This window comes from Bacillus sp. FJAT-29790 (assembly GCF_019039215.1).
Classification (GTDB): domain Bacteria; phylum Bacillota; class Bacilli; order Bacillales; family Cytobacillaceae; genus Cytobacillus.
Genome location: NZ_JAHNZZ010000001.1, coordinates 2,906,119 through 2,923,842, shown reverse-complemented (window position 1 = coordinate 2,923,842; position 17,724 = coordinate 2,906,119). Strand labels below are relative to the sequence as shown.

Annotated in this window: 17 protein-coding genes; 9 read left to right on the top strand and 8 right to left on the bottom strand. The window is 38.9% G+C overall.

Features of this window, described 5'->3' with window-relative positions; genetic code table 11:
- Positions 1-54: 54 nt before the first annotated feature.
- From BGM26_RS13745 to BGM26_RS13735, 3 genes are all read right to left on the bottom strand, one after another.
- A complete protein-coding gene (locus tag BGM26_RS13745; protein ID WP_217040349.1) occupies positions 55-951 on the bottom strand; it encodes a PucR family transcriptional regulator in 897 nt (298 codons plus the stop codon).
- Positions 952-1,123: 172 nt separating this feature from the next.
- On the bottom strand, positions 1,124-1,315 hold the full coding sequence (locus BGM26_RS13740) for a hypothetical protein (RefSeq protein ID WP_217040348.1): 192 nt from the start codon (positions 1,313-1,315) through the stop codon (positions 1,124-1,126).
- A gap of 68 nt (positions 1,316-1,383) precedes the next feature.
- A complete protein-coding gene (locus BGM26_RS13735; RefSeq protein WP_217040347.1) occupies positions 1,384-1,602 on the bottom strand; it encodes a YheE family protein in 219 nt (72 codons plus the stop codon).
- 151 nt (positions 1,603-1,753) lie between these two features.
- On the opposite strand from BGM26_RS13735, the gene BGM26_RS21715 reads away from it, so the two are divergent.
- Positions 1,754-1,882, top strand: a complete 129-nt coding sequence (locus BGM26_RS21715; RefSeq protein WP_302053233.1) for a hypothetical protein — start codon at positions 1,754-1,756, stop codon at positions 1,880-1,882.
- A gap of 71 nt (positions 1,883-1,953) precedes the next feature.
- Here the strand turns inward: BGM26_RS21715 and BGM26_RS13730 are convergent, their stop codons facing one another.
- The 4 genes from BGM26_RS13730 to BGM26_RS13715 all read right to left on the bottom strand — a co-directional run bounded on the left by BGM26_RS13730 (position 1,954) and on the right by BGM26_RS13715 (position 7,192).
- Positions 1,954-3,138, bottom strand: coding sequence for a YheC/YheD family endospore coat-associated protein (locus BGM26_RS13730; protein WP_217040346.1), 1,185 nt, complete (start codon positions 3,136-3,138; stop codon positions 1,954-1,956).
- On the bottom strand, positions 3,135-4,502 hold the full coding sequence (locus BGM26_RS13725) for a YheC/YheD family endospore coat-associated protein (protein WP_217040345.1): 1,368 nt from the start codon (positions 4,500-4,502) through the stop codon (positions 3,135-3,137). The genes BGM26_RS13730 and BGM26_RS13725 overlap by 4 nt, the downstream gene beginning before the upstream one ends.
- A gap of 218 nt (positions 4,503-4,720) precedes the next feature.
- On the bottom strand, positions 4,721-5,809 hold the full coding sequence (locus BGM26_RS13720; RefSeq protein ID WP_217040344.1) for a YheC/YheD family endospore coat-associated protein: 1,089 nt from the start codon (positions 5,807-5,809) through the stop codon (positions 4,721-4,723).
- A gap of 3 nt (positions 5,810-5,812) precedes the next feature.
- Positions 5,813-7,192, bottom strand: a complete 1,380-nt coding sequence (locus BGM26_RS13715) for a YheC/YheD family endospore coat-associated protein (RefSeq protein ID WP_254119285.1) — start codon at positions 7,190-7,192, stop codon at positions 5,813-5,815.
- A 321-nt stretch (positions 7,193-7,513) separates the two neighbouring features.
- Here BGM26_RS13715 and BGM26_RS13710 point away from each other — a divergent pair, with 321 nt between their 5' ends.
- The 6 genes from BGM26_RS13710 (at position 7,514) to BGM26_RS13685 (ending at position 14,779) form a co-directional block, all read left to right on the top strand.
- Positions 7,514-8,653, top strand: a complete 1,140-nt coding sequence (locus BGM26_RS13710) for a DUF445 domain-containing protein (protein ID WP_217040343.1) — start codon at positions 7,514-7,516, stop codon at positions 8,651-8,653.
- Positions 8,654-8,788: 135 nt separating this feature from the next.
- Positions 8,789-9,139, top strand: coding sequence for a YlbF/YmcA family competence regulator (locus BGM26_RS13705; protein ID WP_217040342.1), 351 nt, complete (start codon positions 8,789-8,791; stop codon positions 9,137-9,139).
- 299 nt (positions 9,140-9,438) lie between these two features.
- Complete coding sequence (locus tag BGM26_RS13700) at positions 9,439-10,305, top strand: Cof-type HAD-IIB family hydrolase (protein WP_217040341.1); 867 nt, start codon at positions 9,439-9,441, stop codon at positions 10,303-10,305.
- A gap of 229 nt (positions 10,306-10,534) precedes the next feature.
- Positions 10,535-12,049, top strand: coding sequence for a coproporphyrinogen III oxidase (locus BGM26_RS13695; protein ID WP_217040340.1), 1,515 nt, complete (start codon positions 10,535-10,537; stop codon positions 12,047-12,049).
- Between the two features lie 199 nt (positions 12,050-12,248).
- Positions 12,249-13,865, top strand: a complete 1,617-nt coding sequence (locus BGM26_RS13690; RefSeq protein ID WP_217040783.1) for a long-chain fatty acid--CoA ligase — start codon at positions 12,249-12,251, stop codon at positions 13,863-13,865.
- A 122-nt stretch (positions 13,866-13,987) separates the two neighbouring features.
- Positions 13,988-14,779 carry an enoyl-CoA hydratase gene (locus tag BGM26_RS13685; RefSeq protein ID WP_217040339.1) on the top strand — a complete coding sequence of 264 codons (792 nt, stop codon included), beginning with the start codon at positions 13,988-13,990 and terminating at the stop codon, positions 14,777-14,779.
- A gap of 366 nt (positions 14,780-15,145) precedes the next feature.
- Here BGM26_RS13685 and BGM26_RS13680 read toward each other — a convergent pair whose 3' ends face one another.
- The gene (locus BGM26_RS13680) at positions 15,146-15,331 is read right to left on the bottom strand and encodes a YhzD family protein (protein WP_217040338.1); all 186 of its coding nucleotides are present in this window, start codon (positions 15,329-15,331) and stop codon (positions 15,146-15,148) included.
- Positions 15,332-15,514: 183 nt separating this feature from the next.
- On the opposite strand from BGM26_RS13680, the gene BGM26_RS13675 reads away from it, so the two are divergent.
- Both BGM26_RS13675 and BGM26_RS13670 read left to right on the top strand, forming a co-directional pair.
- Positions 15,515-16,414 (top strand): ABC transporter ATP-binding protein, encoded by a 900-nt coding sequence (locus tag BGM26_RS13675; protein ID WP_217040337.1) that lies wholly within the window; start codon positions 15,515-15,517, stop codon positions 16,412-16,414.
- On the top strand, positions 16,407-17,660 hold the full coding sequence (locus tag BGM26_RS13670) for an ABC transporter permease (RefSeq protein WP_217040336.1): 1,254 nt from the start codon (positions 16,407-16,409) through the stop codon (positions 17,658-17,660). Before BGM26_RS13675 ends, BGM26_RS13670 begins: the two co-directional genes overlap by 8 nt.
- Positions 17,661-17,724 lie beyond the last annotated feature (64 nt).

Below are 17,724 nucleotides of genomic sequence, written 5' to 3'. Positions count from 1 at the left end.
AAAATGAAAACGTTTTATGCATACTGCTGAAATTATGATCGTACTTGCTACCAGCTATATTTGATCATGGAGCAAGCAGGCTAAATAAACGGTTGTAGCACTATTGAAGTCTTTCAAATTGATGCCCGTTTTTTCTGTAAATCTATCAAGCCGGTATTGAAGCGTATTTCGATGAATATAAAGTTTTTTAGCGGTTAAGGAAACGTTGGAATTATTTTGTAAAAAGACTTTAAGCGTTGTCATAAGCTCTGGATCTTCCTTTAAAATTTGCAGCCTAAGGGCAAGGCTGGATTTCATATCTTCCTGCATCCCAGACATGACTAAAGAAGGAAATAGTTTTTCAAATGTGAATACCCTCTCGGAGGGAAGTAATTTCATTCCATTTTTAAATAATTCCTTCTCCATTTGAAAATGATCTGGAAAGTCAGTATTCACGGTACACGGAATTCCCATATAAAAATATGTTTTCAGATAAAAATCACTTTCCAGTGTCGCTGCAAGGGAGTAAAAATCTTCTTCAGTTGGGGCTTCGGTGTTCTGTTCTTCTAAAATCATTCCTTTGTTTTGGTTTATCCATAAAATTAATAAATTCCCTGCAAAAAACCCTTTGAAGACTGATTCAATATTTTCACGTTCCCAGTCCTCTGCAGCAACTTGAAATTGAATGCTTCTGTAAGATGCCCCCTTTGCTTTAATCGGAATTTCACCATGAGAGAATAAAAAGTCATGCCAGCCTTGCAAGAAGGGCGGATTGATCATCGTCGGTTCGAAAAAATCAAATAAGGTCTTTAGCAATAAGAGTTCTTCATACTTGATTTCCCCCACTGGGACACCAAGCCATTTGCCTGTGTCATGATGGTGAAACCAATAACGACCCATTTGCATCTGAAAACTTGGGGCTTCTTCACTGAATATTGAATTGGCGTAAAAGCCATGTAATTTAATTAGCATTTTTCAGGTTCCTTTACTTGATATGGGATACTTTATTATAACAGGAATGTTTTATCCGAGAGAAACAAAATAAGGAATATTCCTCCATCTTGGTGACTGACAAAAGGAAAAGACACCCAAAGTTGATAAGAATGGGTGTCTTTCTATATTATCGCTTTATCATGTCAATGAATCATTCCGTCCTAAATGGAGGATCTTCCTCAAAAAGCTCTCTCGCTTCTTCAATATTTGTTGTTTCTGCACGCATATGAACCGAGCCGCCGGACATTCCTTCGTTAATCATGCGATCAACGTCCATAAAGGCTTTATCCCTTCCTTCATGGCATGAATCTTCACAGGCTTGAACATTTTTATCTTTTTGCAATGCTGATTCCTCCTTTAAAGCGTTTATTTTACTTTTCCAAAGAAGGGGTTAAATCATACAAAAGACAATTATCGTTGATTATCATACACATGAAATAGCATTAATTCGTGAATTTGGTTGATTAGTTTTGATTCATCTTCCCCATTCGGTGCTTGAGCGGTCCATTCAATTTTTCCATCCGGGTGATAAATCCCTGTCATTTTCTGCTTATTGAAATAAAAGGAAATTCCCCATCCTGGGATTTGTTTATTTTCATATAATGGCTTGTATTGAAAATGGGTTAACATGTTTCAGCCTCCTTACGTTTATTTTACCTGTTCTTTCTCTACATCCCAACTTAATCACACCAATGATGGCATGTTTTATCCAGTTTATTTACCTGCATACGAGGGCAAAAATAATATGAACAAGCAGGAACATATTAAAGGGGGCAAAAAAATGAAAAAAAACAGATTGGCAATGGCAAGTTTAGCGCTTGGGGCTGCCTATTTTTTAAGAAATAAGGAATCACGTCAGAAATTAAAAGATCAATTCCGTTCGTTTGCTGAAGGCGCATCCCGAAGATAATGTGAAAAAGTTGACGACTTTATAATGAACCCGCTGGTATCAACTTCCAAAAAGCTGATACCAGCATCAAATCAATCGAATCCCGCCATTTTTGCGAATAGTTGTGCCAATGTCTGAATCCGTCTTTTTTCAATTTCTTTTTCATCAAAACTCATTGGTTTTGAATTAATTTCATAAATCACATATTTACCTGTTTCTGTTACCCCTGCATCAATCGAAAATTCGCCAAAAAACCCCTTTTCTGCTGTTAGTATGTTTCCTGCTCGTTCGACAACCATTTCGAAAAATTGGTCATGCTGAGCTGTTTGAATCTGTTCATATGGAATCAATACACCGCCATTAGGGACATGAGTTGTAATTTCTTGATCCTTAGATAGGCGAACGCCTGTCCCTGTAACTTGATAACCTTTTTTGGTGGAATGAGCGAGAATACGAAAATCAAACCGTTTGCCGTCGAACAAAGAGGGGACAATTGTCTCCTGAGCGATGTACAAACCTTCTGTTAAGGCATCTTCCCATTCATTCCAGAAGGCGGGGAAGTTGCTGAAAGAATAACTCTGTTTTAGGCCATTCAGTTCGATCGTTTCGTTTTGATGAAGGAAAATCTGATAAATGCCTTTCCCTTTTGCCCCGGAAACAGGCTTTAAATATAGGTTGTTATGTGTTTTTAAGAACTCATAAAGCAATGATTCCGTACTGGCTAAAATCGTCTCAGGCAAGTAAGGACGAAGAATAGAGTCTTTCATTAACAATTGATGCAGTTCATACTTATTTAGAAAACAAGGATTAAAAAAAGGAATGTCACGATCCTTAAAAACACGAAAGCAATCTTCAAAAGAGCTGGATTTTTCCAGGCTGCGAAACGGCACCCGATTAAAGACTAAATGGGGAAGGGGACAAAGAATTGGAAACCATTTACCTTCTTCAGGTGAATAAACAAATCCGTCAATCGTTTCTTCATTTAAATCCTGAGGGGTAAACACAACGGATATCCCACCGTTTTTCAAGATTTCTTTCTGAAGTTCTTTAAAAAAAGGACCATTCCCGACAACAGAATGATCCTTTCCTCTACCCGTCAAAATGCCGATCAAGGGACCGATATTATTATTAAGTGATTGAACTTGAAAAGAATGAATATTGTCTACCGGCAATGCGTCTAAACTTTGAATAGGAAGCCGGCTGCTGCCGAACGTCATCTTTGTCAGATTTGAAAGGAAGAACCATTTTTTAGCTCTCCGATCATAGTAAATGTTCATTTGAATATATCCTCTGGTCTTTTTATCGCTCTTTCTGTAAGAAAAACGGCAAATGCAAGCGATAATTTTCTAGTTAGGAGATCAAATTCTCTCAGCTCCGGGTGCTTAAAAATCGATCTTCCCGGCTTCGAATTAGCCTCGAACAGCCACACATTTCCTTTTCGATCTAACCCTAAATCAAATCCAATCTCACCAATAATGCCTTCCATATTCTCATCGATTGCCTTACTTATATCAAGAGCTGCTTTTGAAAGTTTTGCTTCTGCCATTTTTTGTTCTTCATTTGATGGGAATACTTCAGCAATTGTTTTGATAACGCCCCCGCTTTTTACGTGAGTGGTAACACTGCCTGCCCCCGCAACTTTTGCAGCTATTGCGGTGACGAGCCAGTCTCCCTTATCATCTTTATTAGTATGAACCCTGAAGTCTACCGGCCGAGAATCGGTTCGCATCAAGTGAATCCCTTGCTGAACGATCATCCGATCGAGCTTTTTACCTGCAAAGATATGATTCATTAACGCTTCTAAGCTGTTATACTTCATCAATTTATTAACATCTGTTTGATTACGGTAACGGCAATAATAGGTTCCTTCCATTTTATCGTATAGAACTTGGTGGATTCCAAGTCCAGAGCTGCCATTTTTCGGTTTAATAAAAACATGGCCATAATCAGAAAGCATTCGTTCGATTTCGGAAAATGAAGTGAAAGAATGTGTTTCAGGTAAGTATTCTGCAATGTTTTCATTTTGTTGCAGTCTTTCGTACACATCTAATTTATTAAAAAAACCCGGATTATACCATGGGATTAAATATTCCGTCTGCAAACGATCCTTTACTTTTTTTAACTCACTATGTCTTTCACTTTTACGATTCGGCAGCCGATCATAAATTACGTTCGGGAAAGGGACCTCAAACGTCTCCCAGCCATCGCGATGATAGAAAAAACCTTTGATGGTTCCTTGTTCCCAATTAAGATGCTGCTCCCCAAAAAGGAATGGCAATGCACCAACCGATTTTTTGACAGAAAGAAGCTTTGCAAAAAATAAACTGCGTTCACCAACCGGCCGCATTGGGAAGGGGGTGAAACCCGATGTGAAAATACCGACAAGAGGGCCGATATATAATGTTTCGTTCTCGATGAATGCATGCAGTGGGATTTTTAAATCAGGGAATTTAAGAAAGTCTGCGATGTCTTGGCTAATAGCGATTGAACTTCGATTTCTAGGCTGCCGTTCGATCACCGTTTCAATAGAATGAGTGCCAAAAGCAATTTTTGTTAATTTTGTTTTCGAGGTTAAGCCTTCTGGTATATAGACTTTTTGTACGATGTCATCAAGGATTTCAATTTGATAATGTTTACGCATTTGAACGTCTCCTTTTAATTTATTCAGCAGAAGTCTTACACTTCTATAAGTGGTGAGATAATGCAAACAGGTATCCAATTTAGCAGGGGTTTAAACCCCGGCTGAATATAGATAAGCCTCCGGCGAGCCTTTCGATTTTTTAAAGGAATTTATCGAGCAAGCTAAGGTAAATATCTTGGCGCAAATACGCAAAGCGAATTTGATTTATGTTCAGGATATTAGCGTCTGCTAAAGTGCTGAACTTTTTCCTCAGAATTCGTTATAGCTTTTGCAAAATGAAGGGGAGCTGTATAGATCTTTTCACTAAGTTCAGGCTGTGTTTCTAACACAACTTTTCTCCCGGGTTTTGAATTAATGTCAAGAATCCAAACACTTCCATTTTTGGCCACTCCAATATCTACACCTAACTCAAATAAAGGCGGAAATTCCTGTTCTGCAATTTTAGGGATGCTCTTCAAAATATCTTTGATTTCGGAATGAAGAAATTCTCTTTGGGAAGAAGGCAGGGAATTCAGCCAAGAATCGAAAGTTGTAATCGTTCCACCTGCACTTACATTCGAAATGATCCCACCTTCTTTACCTGTGCGAATGCCTTTGCCGATTTCTGTCCAGATTCCGTTTTCCTCCTTTTGCAGCAAAGTTCTAATGTCAAATGGATGATTGCTTCTATTTGTAAGTTCAAAATAGGGCTGAATGAGGTAGCTTCTTTTTTCGATGAGCTGATTAAGCCAAGAAATTACATCAGGGATATTGGTAAATGTCCGGGTAATTTGTTTGTCGCGTTTATCTGTTCGAACAATTAATTCCTTGCCGGCCTTTTCTAAATAATAAATGCCATGCCCTTGTGAGCCGTTTACAGGTTTAATGACAACAGGCTCTCTCGCAACAAGCTCCTGTATTAGGCTTTCACCGGAAGTGAGAGGTTTTGATTTCGGTAAATAGGGGGCTAAATTAGAATGCTGAAGTGCTTCATATAATTCTAATTTGTTTGGGAGGCCATAGCCTAAAAACGTAATATCATTTCTCGTTTTCAGCCATTTCACGATCGCCATACATTGTTTAGAATGTGTGTCTTCTCCGTAAAAACAGCGGTCATAGAGGACATCTGGAATGGGAAACTCACTAGGCTCCCATTCACTTGTTATCGGGTTGAATCGATCTCCGTTCACCTTCTCGGTACTCGGGTTAATAAGCGAAGGGATGAAGCGGAAGCATTCGATTCCGAAATGATGCGCACGTCTCGCTAATTCGAAAAAATAGGTTTGTTCATTATTTTTATTTAAAGTCATTAATCCGAATGAAAGCATTTTTCATTCCTCCTTTATTGTTACGTTCGAAAAGGCTAAGAACGTACAGTATTCGATAAGTGCTTTTGCTGATGGGCGGATTTTCTTATCTTGACCTTCAAAGTTCTTGGAAGGCTTGGCGTTCACTTCGATAATCCACAGTTTTCCATTTTGATCTACTCCGATATCAATTCCTAATTCTCCAATTAAACCCTCTGCTCGTTGGCTAATAATGGAAGCGACTTCGACAGCAAGTTCTTTCATTAATGCAAGCTGCTGAATGGCCGTATTCCGATTGGACAAAATGGCAAGGATGTTAAACGGCTTCATCATTTCTCCGCCTCTCGCAATATTTGAAACGAATTGCTGATCGGCTGAAATTCGTGCAATGGCAGAAGTTGCTTTCCAGGAATCCCGAAAGTTTTTATGGCAAAGGATTCGAAAATCAAGCGGCCTGTTTTTGTAAGTCATTAAAGGAATAGATGCTTGAGCTAGAAAGGTTCTATTTTTAAGATAGGGCTTAAACCACTGATAAAATCGAGTATAGTCGTCAAATAGACGGGTGTTTTCTTCCCCCATTCCTGTTGACATCTCCGCCAGCAGTTTTTTATTTATCTTTGAAATCCGTATGATATTCCGGCCCTGGCTTCCATGGATCGGTTTTATATAAAGGGATGGGTATTTTTTTATCATCATCTGAAAGTCTGCTTCTGTTATCGCTACAGTTTCCGGTAGATATGGTTGCATATGCTCTTCTGAATATAAATATTGATGGACTTTTTCTTTCGATAAAAATTGATCGTTGAAAATGGGGATATTCCAGCTGGCAATATCGGTTTTGAACTTTTGGAAGGATGGGCTTGCTTCAAGTTTGCGTGAGTGTATACGATTATAAATAACATCGGGCAGAGGGACAGGTGTTTTTTGCCACTGCTCATTTTGAAAACAAAAGCCATTTAGCTTTCCTTCAGTCCAATCTTTTAATTGAAACACGAAGAAAAATCCGCCTATATTTGAAATCATGTCATGTAATTCTTCGCAAAATGTATGAACAGACCGGAAATCTGGTCCTTCCTCTTGGTCATTTAACTCTGTCAATAATCCAATAATCGGCCCGAATGTGACAGTAGAATCTTTATTTGAGTAGCTGGCCAGAAGACGGTTTTCCTGAATGGGAAGTGAGAATTCTTGGAAAATATTTTCACTTAATTTAATTTCCTCTTTCATGATGGCCGCCCCTTCAATGATCGCCTCCACCCGATTTATGCCAATTGTTATGATAAGGGGCCGATCTATATCAATATTCCAGTATTTGAGGAGTGAATGGCTTATTTGAATCCGATATTCATTTGATTGAAACATTTTTATCGGAACAATCGTAATAGGCAGTAATGAAACAGTCATGAGTATTCCTCATTTGCTCGTCTGTGTTTATGCCTATATAATGAAAAAATAGGCAAAAGCTGATAAGGTATCGTATGTAACTATCAATAAAATGGTGCACCAAAGCTTTTTCCTATAGGCTATTTTCGTAAAGTTTGTTGCTTTATTAGTGTATTTTTAATTTGACTATCTGAGTTGATTGGAGCGAAGGGCATTTGACTCCCGTCCCTCCACGCGGAAAGCAAGTGCCCGTAGCGGAAATCAACGGGCAAACTTTGAAGGCATACATCAATATACGAAAAGGGCCTTCTTATAAGAAGATGGAAGGTTGATGTTAATAAGATGAATATTGCAATGACTGTATTGACGATGGTCGTACTCGGAGCTGTAATTGGTGGATTCACAAACTACCTTGCGATTAAAATGCTCTTCAGGCCATATAACACTTTATATATTGGAAAGTGGAGAGTTCCTTTTACTCCAGGCTTAATTCCGAAACGGCGAGATGAGCTTGCCGAACAAATGGGGAAGATGGTTATTAATCATCTTTTGACTCCTGAAAGCATTCAGAGGAAATTTTTAAATGAAAGCTTTCAAAATGAAATGATTAGTTTAGTTCAAAAGGAAATGGAGAATTTCATACGTACGGAAAAGACTCCTTCTGAATTGCTTGATACATTAGGGATACCGGATGGACAAGCAAAAGTAGAAAAGCGGCTCGATCAATTTATCGAAGAAAAATATGAAAGTTTAATGGAGAAATATCGAAATAAACCATTAAAAATGATTATTTCACAGAATATGCTTGAAAAATTCGACTCAAAGCTCCCGCTGATTAGCGGTTTTATTCTTCAAAAAGGAATCGATTATTTTTCGAGTATCGAAGGGAAGCAACGGATTCAGACTATGGCCGATGATTTTATCAAGGGACGAAGCGGTGTGCTTGGGAATATGATGCAAATGTTTATGGGCAACATCAACCTTACCGATAAAATTCAGCCGGAAATTATTAAGTTCCTAGAAAATGAGGGGACAGCGGATATTGTGACAACACTGTTAAAAAAAGAATGGGATAAAATTCTTGAATGGGACGCAGAAAAGATCGAAGAGCAATTTGATAAAGAAAATATTCTCTCCATGATAAAGGACTATGCAGGTAAAGTAATAAACTTGGAGTCATTTTTCGAAACACCGTTAGCACAATTAACGGCCGCTTACCGAACAGAAATCATTGGAAAAATAGCGGAAAAAGGTGTGAACCTTTTAGGTAATTGGCTATCAACCCGAATGGATACCGTAATGGAAAAGCTTCGGCTGCAAGAAATTGTTCGTCAGCAAGTGGAGACTTTTTCCGTTGTCCGATTGGAGGAAATGATTCTTTCCATCGTAAATAGCGAATTAAAGATGATCACTTTTTTAGGAGCTCTCCTCGGCGGGATTATCGGTCTTTTTCAAGGATTCATTGCAATTTTCATGAAGTAAATGGTCACTTATCGCTTTTACGAACATAGTTTGTTATAGTAGAGTGATTTAAAAAACAATTTTATGAGGATGAGAACCCAGTTTTTGAAAAGGGTATGGTATTCCCCCTCTCATCTCTAGAATGGAGTGTAAATAGTGGCAGTAAATTTATATGATTCAGCCTACGATCTTGAAAAGGCAGTTAGGCAAAGTGTTGAGTACAGTAATTTAAAACAAGCCTATGATGAAGTGAATGCAGATCCATCTGCAAAAGAAATGTTTGAAAACTTCCGTCATATTCAAATGGACTTACAGCAAAAACAAATGATGGGCGAAAACATTTCTCAGCAGGAAATAGAACAGGCTCAAAAAACAGTAGCACTTGTTCAACAGAATCCGAAAATTTCAAGATTGATGGATGCAGAACAAAGAATGAGCATGATCATTGCCGAAATGAATAAAATTATTATGAAACCACTTGAAGAACTGTATGGCACAATGGGGTAATTGTCCCGATGGTGTAATTGTAAGGCTGTTTTCTAAATGATTGTTGTTTTTAAATAAGTATTGTATAAAGTTGATTGGAGCGAGCGTCCTGGAGCGGAAATCAACTACACCTCTTTTTGGTTAAATTGCAACAAATTTTACGAAAACAGCCAATCAAACAAACCGCTTTCCGAAAATTCGGGAGCGGTTTGTTTCTGTATAAATAAAAAATCAACATTGTCCATGTATTGTTCTATTCCTTTTCATCCATTCATAAAAGTGTAATAGGGGCATTTACACCAGGAATAGGGGGCAATAATATGATCTACCGTCTGCTTGCATTAAATATTGATGATACTCTTCTTCAATCAAATGGAAGAATTCATAAATCAACAAAAGAAGCAGTTGAATATGTCCTGCATAAAGGGATTTATGTGACATTGGTGACTGCAAGAAGCTTTCCCTCCGCTAGAAAAGTGGCGAAAGCATTAAAATTAAACTCATTGCTTGTTGCACATAGAGGAGCTTATATTTCCAGCTCACAAGAAAAGCCCATTTTTGTTAAACGCATTTCCGAGGATGTTACGTATGAAATTGTCCGTTTACTCGAGGGTTTCCCTTGCCAAATCAGATTGGTACATGAGAAATATTCGATCGCCAATAAGTCAAAGCTTAACCATAATATGTTGGCGCGTACCGTCTTTACATCGGGGGATCCCATTTTCTACCCTCAGCAATTTGTCGATTCTTTAAGTGACACGATTCTCGAGGAACCTGTTACACCTCCAAAAATCGAAATATATTTTGAAAATAAAACGGATCTTCAAGATGCGAAGGCAGCGATACAAGGAATGTTCGAAGACATAGATTCGATTCAACTAAACGATCTGCGGTTGGATATTATGCCTGCCGGCGTTTCAAAATTAAATGGACTATTGTATCTTGGCGAACATTTAGGAATCTCCCGCAATGAAATGGTCGTTATTGGTGATGGCTTAGATGACATAGAAATGATTGAAGCCGCTGGTCTTGGTGTCGCCATGGGGAATGCACCAGTGGAAGTAAAGAAGGCAGCCGACTGGGTGACACGTCCTAATAATGATCATGGGGTCACTTACATGGTGAAAGAGCATTTTCGAAAACAGCACCCGATTGAATTTTTAAGAAAAATGAACTTATTAAAATAATATTTTTGATGCTGAAAAGAGTTGGTCTCATAGGGACGACTCTTTTTTAATATTCAAAAAGCAATCGGCTAATTTGCCGGTTTTCTATTCCCGCTTTCGACTTCCAGAATCTATTGACCTTAATTATGCACTTCTGTACACTTAAAGAAGCTTAAAATAATGTCAATTGAGACTACCATCAAGATAGATTTCGATGGTAGTTTTACATTTTTTATAAAAGGTGATTACATTGCAAATATCAATTATTGGTTTACAGGATGACCGATTTCATCGACCGCTGCGGTTGATAGGGAATCTTTTTTTTGAGGAATGTGAAGTGTCATTGCAGTCTCAGAATCATGCTGATTTAAAGATTGTTTTTCAATTGGAAACGGATAAGTCTGTTCGTGTGAAGGCTTTATTATCTGACATAAATGGCAATGAAAAGTCAGCGTACTATGAAAATACATTTATCGCTGCTGATTCAGAAAAAGAACAGTTTAAACAAATCAAAAATGCCGTTTCTCATGTATACTTGAAAGTTCTTCAAGACTGGACGGGCATAACGCAAAAATGGGGCATCCTAACCGGAATTCGCCCAACAAAACTGCTGCACCGCCATATGCAGGAGAAAACGCCACAGGCTGCTGCACATCTCCAATTAAAAGAAGATTACTTAATTACGGATGATAAAATTCAGCTTATGCAGCAAATTGTTGACCGCCAGCTTACTGTCGTTCCAGACCTATATGAACTTCAAAATGAAGTCAGTATTTACATCGGAATTCCGTTTTGCCCGACGAAATGTGCATATTGCACATTTCCGGCATATGCCATTAACGGCCGGCAAGGGTCGGTGGATTCTTTCCTTGGCGGGCTTCACTACGAAATCCGTCATATCGGCGCATGGCTGAAAGAGAATAATGTAAAAATTACGACCGTTTATTACGGAGGCGGAACGCCAACAAGCATTACAGCGGAAGAAATGGACATGCTTTATGAAGAAATGTACGCATCTTTCCCCAATGTAGAAAACATCCGTGAGATCACTGTAGAGGCAGGCAGACCGGATACAATTACACTGGAAAAGCTCAAGGTTTTGAAAAAGTGGAAAATTGACCGCATTAGCATCAACCCGCAATCTTATATCCAAGAAACGTTAAAAGCGATTGGGAGACACCATACAGTTGAAGAAACGATTGATAAATTCCACCTTTCCAGAAACATGGGCATGAATAATATCAATATGGACTTAATTATCGGCTTGCCTGGTGAGGGAGTACCCGAGTTTTCACATACGCTAAATGAAACAGAAAAGCTCATGCCCGAATCACTAACTGTTCACACGCTTTCCTTCAAACGGGCATCTGAAATGACGAAGAATAAAGACAAATATAAAGTAGCCGGCAGAGAAGAAATTGAAAGCATGATGGAAATGGCTGAAAACTGGACGAAGGAGCATCAATATGCCCCTTACTATCTTTACCGGCAAAAGAACATCCTTGGCAATCTAGAGAATGTTGGTTACGCACGCCCTAATCAAGAAAGTATCTACAATATTATGATTATGGAAGAACAGCAGACCATTATCGGACTTGGCTGTGGTGCGGCAAGTAAATTTCTGCATCCAATTACAGGGAAGATCACCCACTTTGCCAATCCGAAAGATCCAAAATCGTATAATGACAGCTTTGAAAAATATACAGAAGAGAAGCTGAGAATTTTAAGTGAGTTATTTGATAAACAAGAATCCCACGCCGAGTAGGCGGGGATTTTTGTTTAATGATTGGGTTTACGGATAAAATGAAATTTTTACGGAAATAGTGTTTACTTTTACGGATAACCCAAAATACTTTTTTTATTTATCAGTATATTTTAAAAAATAAAGTTGATAAAGAGGACTTTTTATTAAAGTAGAGAATCATTTAAATGAAAGCGCTTTAATAAAAGGGGGAATCGATATGATGATGCAAACACCTTTGACAATGACGCAAATGATCAACAGAGCGGAAAGGTTTTTTCCAAAGAAACAAGTGGTTTCAAGAACAGCAAGTGGAATTCAGCGATTTACATACAAGGAGATTGCAGAGCGGACACGAAAATTAGCAGAAAGCCTTCAAAGGCTCGGGGTGGAGAGAGGGGATAAGGTTGGAACACTTGCCTGGAACCATCATCGACATTTAGAGGCGTATTTTGCGATTCCATGCAGCGGAGCTGTTCTTCATACGATCAATATTCGTCTTTCCCCTCAGCATATTTCATTTATTATTAATCATGCAGAAGATAAAGTGTTATTAATTGATCCTGATCTTGTGCCATTAATCGAGAAATGCCAAGACGAATTAAAAACAGTCAAAGCCTATATCATTATGACGGACGAACCAGAACTACCAGATACAACACTCTCCCCTGTATACCATTATGAAAAATTGCTTGAACAAGCGAGCGGCGAATATGAATATCCGGATGACCTTGATGAAAATGCTCCTGCTGGCATGTGTTACACATCGGCCACAACCGGAAATCCGAAGGGAGTCATTTATTCACATAGAGGGATTGTCTTGCACAGCATGGCATTAGGAATGGCTGATAGTGCAGGTGTCAGCGAGAGAGATATCGCCATGCCGGTCGTTCCAATGTTCCATGTGAATGCATGGGGATTGCCGTTTGCTGCTGTATGGTTCGGCACAAATCTAGTTATGCCTGGCCCATATTTCACACCAAAACTTTTGGCTGAGCTCATTCAAGCAGAAAAGATAACGATTACTGCCGGTGTACCGACCATTTGGCTTGGTCTATTAAAGGAGCTAGATGAAAACTCCTATGATATGAGTTCCCTTCGTGCGGTGCTTTGTGGTGGTTCCGCTGCACCGAAAGGGATGATCAAAGCCTTTGAGCAAAAGCATAACATTCCTTTTATACATGCATATGGAATGACAGAAACAAGTCCATTAGTTGTCATTTCTACTTTAAAGAGCTACCAGGAGGAGTTTTCGGCAGAAGAAAAGTTTGATATTAAAGCAAAACAAGGAATTCTTGTTCCAGGTCTTGAGATGAAAATTGTCGGCAAGAATGGCGAAGTGGCCTGGGATGGGAAAGAGATGGGTGAGTTTGCTATTCGCGGACCATGGATTGCCTCTGAATACTATAAGGATGACAGGACGGAAGAAGCATTCCGTGATGGCTGGCTTTATACAGGTGATGTTGTCACGATTGATGAAGAAGGATTTATGAAAATCGTTGACAGAACAAAAGATCTAATTAAAAGCGGAGGCGAATGGATTTCCTCTGTCGATATTGAAAACGCATTAATGGCCCATGAAGCAGTATTTGAGGCTGCAGTTGTGGCGGTACCACATGAACAATGGCAGGAACGGCCGGTCGCATGTGTTGTGTTGAAGGATGCTTATAAAGGGAAAACAGATAAAGAGGAGCTTTATGAATTCCTCAAGCCGCAATTCGCAAAATGGTGGCTCCCGGACGATATTCTATTCCTCGAAGAAATTCCAAAAACGTCAGTTGGGAAATTCCTGAAAATGTCATTGAGAGAACAGGTTCAAAAGGAATACACAAAAAAATAGACTATCAATCTAGCAGCCGTAAACAGGATATTTGTGGCTGTTTTTTGATAAAGATTTTGAACCTTCAAAAAATAATATTTCCCATTATAATAAAGAAAAGAACAACAGAGGAGGAATTATTTTTGACGACTAAATTTGTAACGGATACCGTAAATTTACATGTCAACAGCCGTGTAGCTACAGTGGAGATGAACAGGCCGGATTCATTGAATGCTTTAAATTTAGAGATGCTTAAAGGATTAGCGTCAACTCTAAAGGAGATTAGCAGTTTAGAAGATGTTGATATCGTCGTATTAACTGGAAAAGGACGGGCTTTCTGCTCTGGAGGAGACATAAAGACGATGCTAGCTGCTGGGGATGATAGTGACTTCCCTGTTGTTATGGATTGTATTTGCGATTTAATTATGACCCTTTACAACATGCCGAAGCTGACGATCAGTGCTGTTTCAGGTGCAGCTGCTGGCCTCGGTCTTAGTCTTGCACTCGCTACCGATTACATCGTAGCTGAAAAGACAAGTAAACTGGCCATGAATTTTATCGGAATTGGATTGATTCCCGATGGAGGAGCTCACTATTTCTTAGAAAAGCGCCTCGGAGAAGATAAAGCAAAGCATTTAATTTGGGAAGGGAAGCCTTTAACTGCTGACGATGCATTCGGAACAGGACTCATCCATGAAGTCGCAGAAGGCGAATTGAATGAAGCTATGGAAGCCAAGCTGCAAAAATGGCTGAACAGCCCAGTCCAAGCAATGATTGAAACGAAAAAAATCCTTGCAGAAAAAAACAGTGCGCAATTGTTAAAGGTGCTCGAGCTTGAGAAAGCCGGACAAAATAAAATGCGAAAAACAGCGGACCATTTAGAAGGAATCCAAGCTTTTTTAGAAAAAAGACAGCCGATTTTCAGAGGGAAATAATGATGTAGGCTGGTTTGTAAAGGGATAAAAGGTAAAAATGGTCACATAAAGTGGTCATATGTTCCCGAAAGCTCCTTAAAAAGGTAAAAGCGGTCACACAAAGTGGTCATATGTTCCCGAAAGCACCTTAAAAAGGTAAAAACGGGTCACACAAAGTGGCCATATGTTCCCGAAAGCTCATCAAAAGGGTAAAAACAGTCACACAAAGCGCCGTATGTGCCCGAAAGCTCCTTAAAAAGGTAAAACCGGTCACATAAAGTCGTCATATGTTCCCGAAAGCTCCTCGAAAAGAGAAAAATAGTCATCAATAGTGGCCAAAATGAAAAAAGCAAAGAGTTGGTGTACTCTTTGCTTTTTATTTTAGAATTAGTTATGAAACAAAATCAGTTTCCCGGCCGGCGATGTGCAACGGTGGGTTTTCTCTTGTAAGTTTTTCTCTTTCAGCATTTGCTCTCCGATTCCTTTTGCCTCGGCATCGTTCCCGGCTTGGAATGCCTCATCAAGAAGTTTTTCTCCATTTGGTTCAAAAGCAGTCAATTTATACATTTTCAACAGATATTCCTCCTTGTTTTATTATTCAGATAGTTATATGTATTTTTGCATAACATTTATGAATGTGCAAAGAAATAATAACATAATAGGAGAAATCCGGAAGAAGAATTTCTTCTGGTGGAAAAAATTGAAACTTTTTTTGCGATGATCCGTAAATGTAGGAGGCAAAGGAGGAGTTAAATAATGGCATTGCAGCTTGAGCATGTAACAAAGCGTTTTGGGAAGTTTACAGCTGTTGATAATTTTTCAATTTCGATACCAGAAAAAGAAATGTTTGGTTTTCTTGGCGCGAATGGAGCTGGGAAGACGACGACATTTCGAATGATCCTTGGACTGATTGATCCTAGTGAAGGCAAGGTAACTTGGGACGGGAAGCCGATTGATTATTCGACGAGTCCGCTTATTGGCTATTTGCCTGAAGAACGTGGACTTTACCCAAAACTGAAGGTGAAGGATCAGATTGTTTATTTAGCGAGATTACGCGGGATGCAAAAACAAGATATATTAAAGGAACTTACCTACTGGCTTAATCGCTTTAAAGTGCCGGAATATGCGGATAAAAAGGTTGAAGAGCTTTCGAAAGGAAATCAGCAAAAAATTCAATTCATAACGGCGGTTATCCATAAGCCGAAATTATTAATCCTTGACGAGCCCTTCAGTGGACTTGATCCGTTGAATGTCGAACAGTTGAAGGATGCTGTTCTTGACTTAAAGGAAAGTGGAACAACGATTGTGTTTTCTTCGCACCGGATGGAGCATGTAGAGGAAATGTGTGAGAATCTTTGTATTATGCATAAAGGAAAGCCGGTCGTACAAGGAAAATTAAAAGAAATAAAACGGGCATTTGGAAAAAAGAATCTTGTTATTCACGCTGATTTTAATTTGGAATTTCTAAAAAACTATCCTGGTGTGACAAAAGCTAGACTGACTACTGAGGGAATCCAGCTGCAAATCGAAGGAGAAAATGTTGCGGAAGCCATTTTAAAGGATCTTGTAGGGAATGGATTTATCCGAAAGTTCGTTCTTGAAGAACCTTCTTTGAATGATATTTTTATTGAAAAGGTTGGTGCTTCCTATGAATAATTTTTGGATTATACTTGCGCATACATATTTTAGTAAACTAAAAACGAAATCATTCATAATTACCACTATCATTACGCTCTTTCTAGTTGTCGGCTTGACAAACATCTCCCAAATAATGAATTTCTTTAACAAGGATGGGAAAGAAGAGAAAGTAGCTGTAATGGATCAAACAGGTGAATTATTTACTCCATTGAAGGAACAGATGAAGCTTATAAACAGCGCTCTTATTTTAGTGCCAATTGAGAACACCGAAGATCATGCTGAAAAAGCTGTTGAAGATGGGGATTACAGAGGTTTGTTAATTCTTTCATTCAATAAAGAAAACCTTCCGGAAGCCACTTATAAAGCGATGAGTATTGCGGATTCTTCTATTTCAGCTGATTTGCAGCATGGGCTACAACAAATGAAAACCCAAATTGCAGCTTCACACTTCAATCTAACAACAGAACAATTAGGCAAGCTATACGAGCCAGTCGTTTTTAACAAAATTGCCCTTGAAGCAAATGCAAAAACGGAAGAAGAGTTGAATCAGGCAAGAGGCCTCGTGTATGTACTATTATTTATTATTTATTTCGCTGTTCTCATGTATGCAAATATGATCGCGATGGAAGTCGCAACAGAGAAATCTTCTCGGGTAATGGAAATACTTATTTCAAGTGTATCACCAATTAAACAAATGTTCGCCAAAATCCTCGGAATTGCCTTCCTAAGTCTGACGCAAATGGCAGCAATCTTGTTGGTCGGCTATTACTTTATTAAACGTAACCTAGAAACAATGCAGGGCGGTTTTTTTGAGTTTTTTGGATTTGGGGACATTCCTGTTACTACTGTTGTTTATGCATTGATCTTTTTCATTCTCGGGTATTTCCTGTATGCAACACTGGCAGCATTTCTCGGTTCGCTTGTCAGTCGGATTGAGGATGTCCAGCAAATGATTATGCCGATGACAATTGTGGTTGTTGCTGGCTTTATGATTGCTATGTTTGGTCTTAGTCAGCCAGAAACTCCTTTTATCACAATTATTTCCTACATTCCTTTTTTTACACCGATGCTAATGTTTATGCGTGTGGGAATGCTCACCCTGCCAGTTTGGGAGCCTTTATTGGGGATTGCGATCCTTATTATTACCATCGTTGTACTGGCAATCTTTGGGGCAAGGGTCTATAAAGGCGGAGTCCTCATGTACGGAAAATCGAACTCCTTTAAAGATATTAAAAAAGCATTGCAGTTAACGAAAAATGATTAATAAACGACGAAAGCTCCGCGACGGCGGGGCTTTCAGTTTGTATATAACAAGATCCTGTTCCTAT

What these genes read in the sequence shown, in the direction of transcription:
- BGM26_RS13745 (WP_217040349.1), bottom strand. Translation starts at nt 951, where the DNA reads ATGCTAATTAAATTACATGGCTTTTACGCCAATTCAATATTCAGTGAA.
- BGM26_RS13735 (WP_217040347.1), bottom strand. Translation starts at nt 1,602, where the DNA reads ATGTTAACCCATTTTCAATACAAGCCATTATATGAAAATAAACAAATC.
- BGM26_RS21715 (WP_302053233.1), top strand. Translation starts at nt 1,754, where the DNA reads ATGAAAAAAAACAGATTGGCAATGGCAAGTTTAGCGCTTGGGGCTGCC.
- BGM26_RS13730 (WP_217040346.1), bottom strand. Translation starts at nt 3,138, where the DNA reads ATGAACATTTACTATGATCGGAGAGCTAAAAAATGGTTCTTCCTTTCA.
- BGM26_RS13725 (WP_217040345.1), bottom strand. Translation starts at nt 4,502, where the DNA reads ATGCGTAAACATTATCAAATTGAAATCCTTGATGACATCGTACAAAAA.
- BGM26_RS13720 (WP_217040344.1), bottom strand. Translation starts at nt 5,809, where the DNA reads ATGCTTTCATTCGGATTAATGACTTTAAATAAAAATAATGAACAAACC.
- BGM26_RS13715 (WP_254119285.1), bottom strand. Translation starts at nt 7,192, where the DNA reads ATGACTGTTTCATTACTGCCTATTACGATTGTTCCGATAAAAATGTTT.
- BGM26_RS13710 (WP_217040343.1), top strand. Translation starts at nt 7,514, where the DNA reads ATGAATATTGCAATGACTGTATTGACGATGGTCGTACTCGGAGCTGTA.
- BGM26_RS13700 (WP_217040341.1), top strand. Translation starts at nt 9,439, where the DNA reads ATGATCTACCGTCTGCTTGCATTAAATATTGATGATACTCTTCTTCAA.
- BGM26_RS13690 (WP_217040783.1), top strand. Translation starts at nt 12,249, where the DNA reads ATGATGCAAACACCTTTGACAATGACGCAAATGATCAACAGAGCGGAA.
- BGM26_RS13675 (WP_217040337.1), top strand. Translation starts at nt 15,515, where the DNA reads ATGGCATTGCAGCTTGAGCATGTAACAAAGCGTTTTGGGAAGTTTACA.
- BGM26_RS13670 (WP_217040336.1), top strand. Translation starts at nt 16,407, where the DNA reads ATGAATAATTTTTGGATTATACTTGCGCATACATATTTTAGTAAACTA.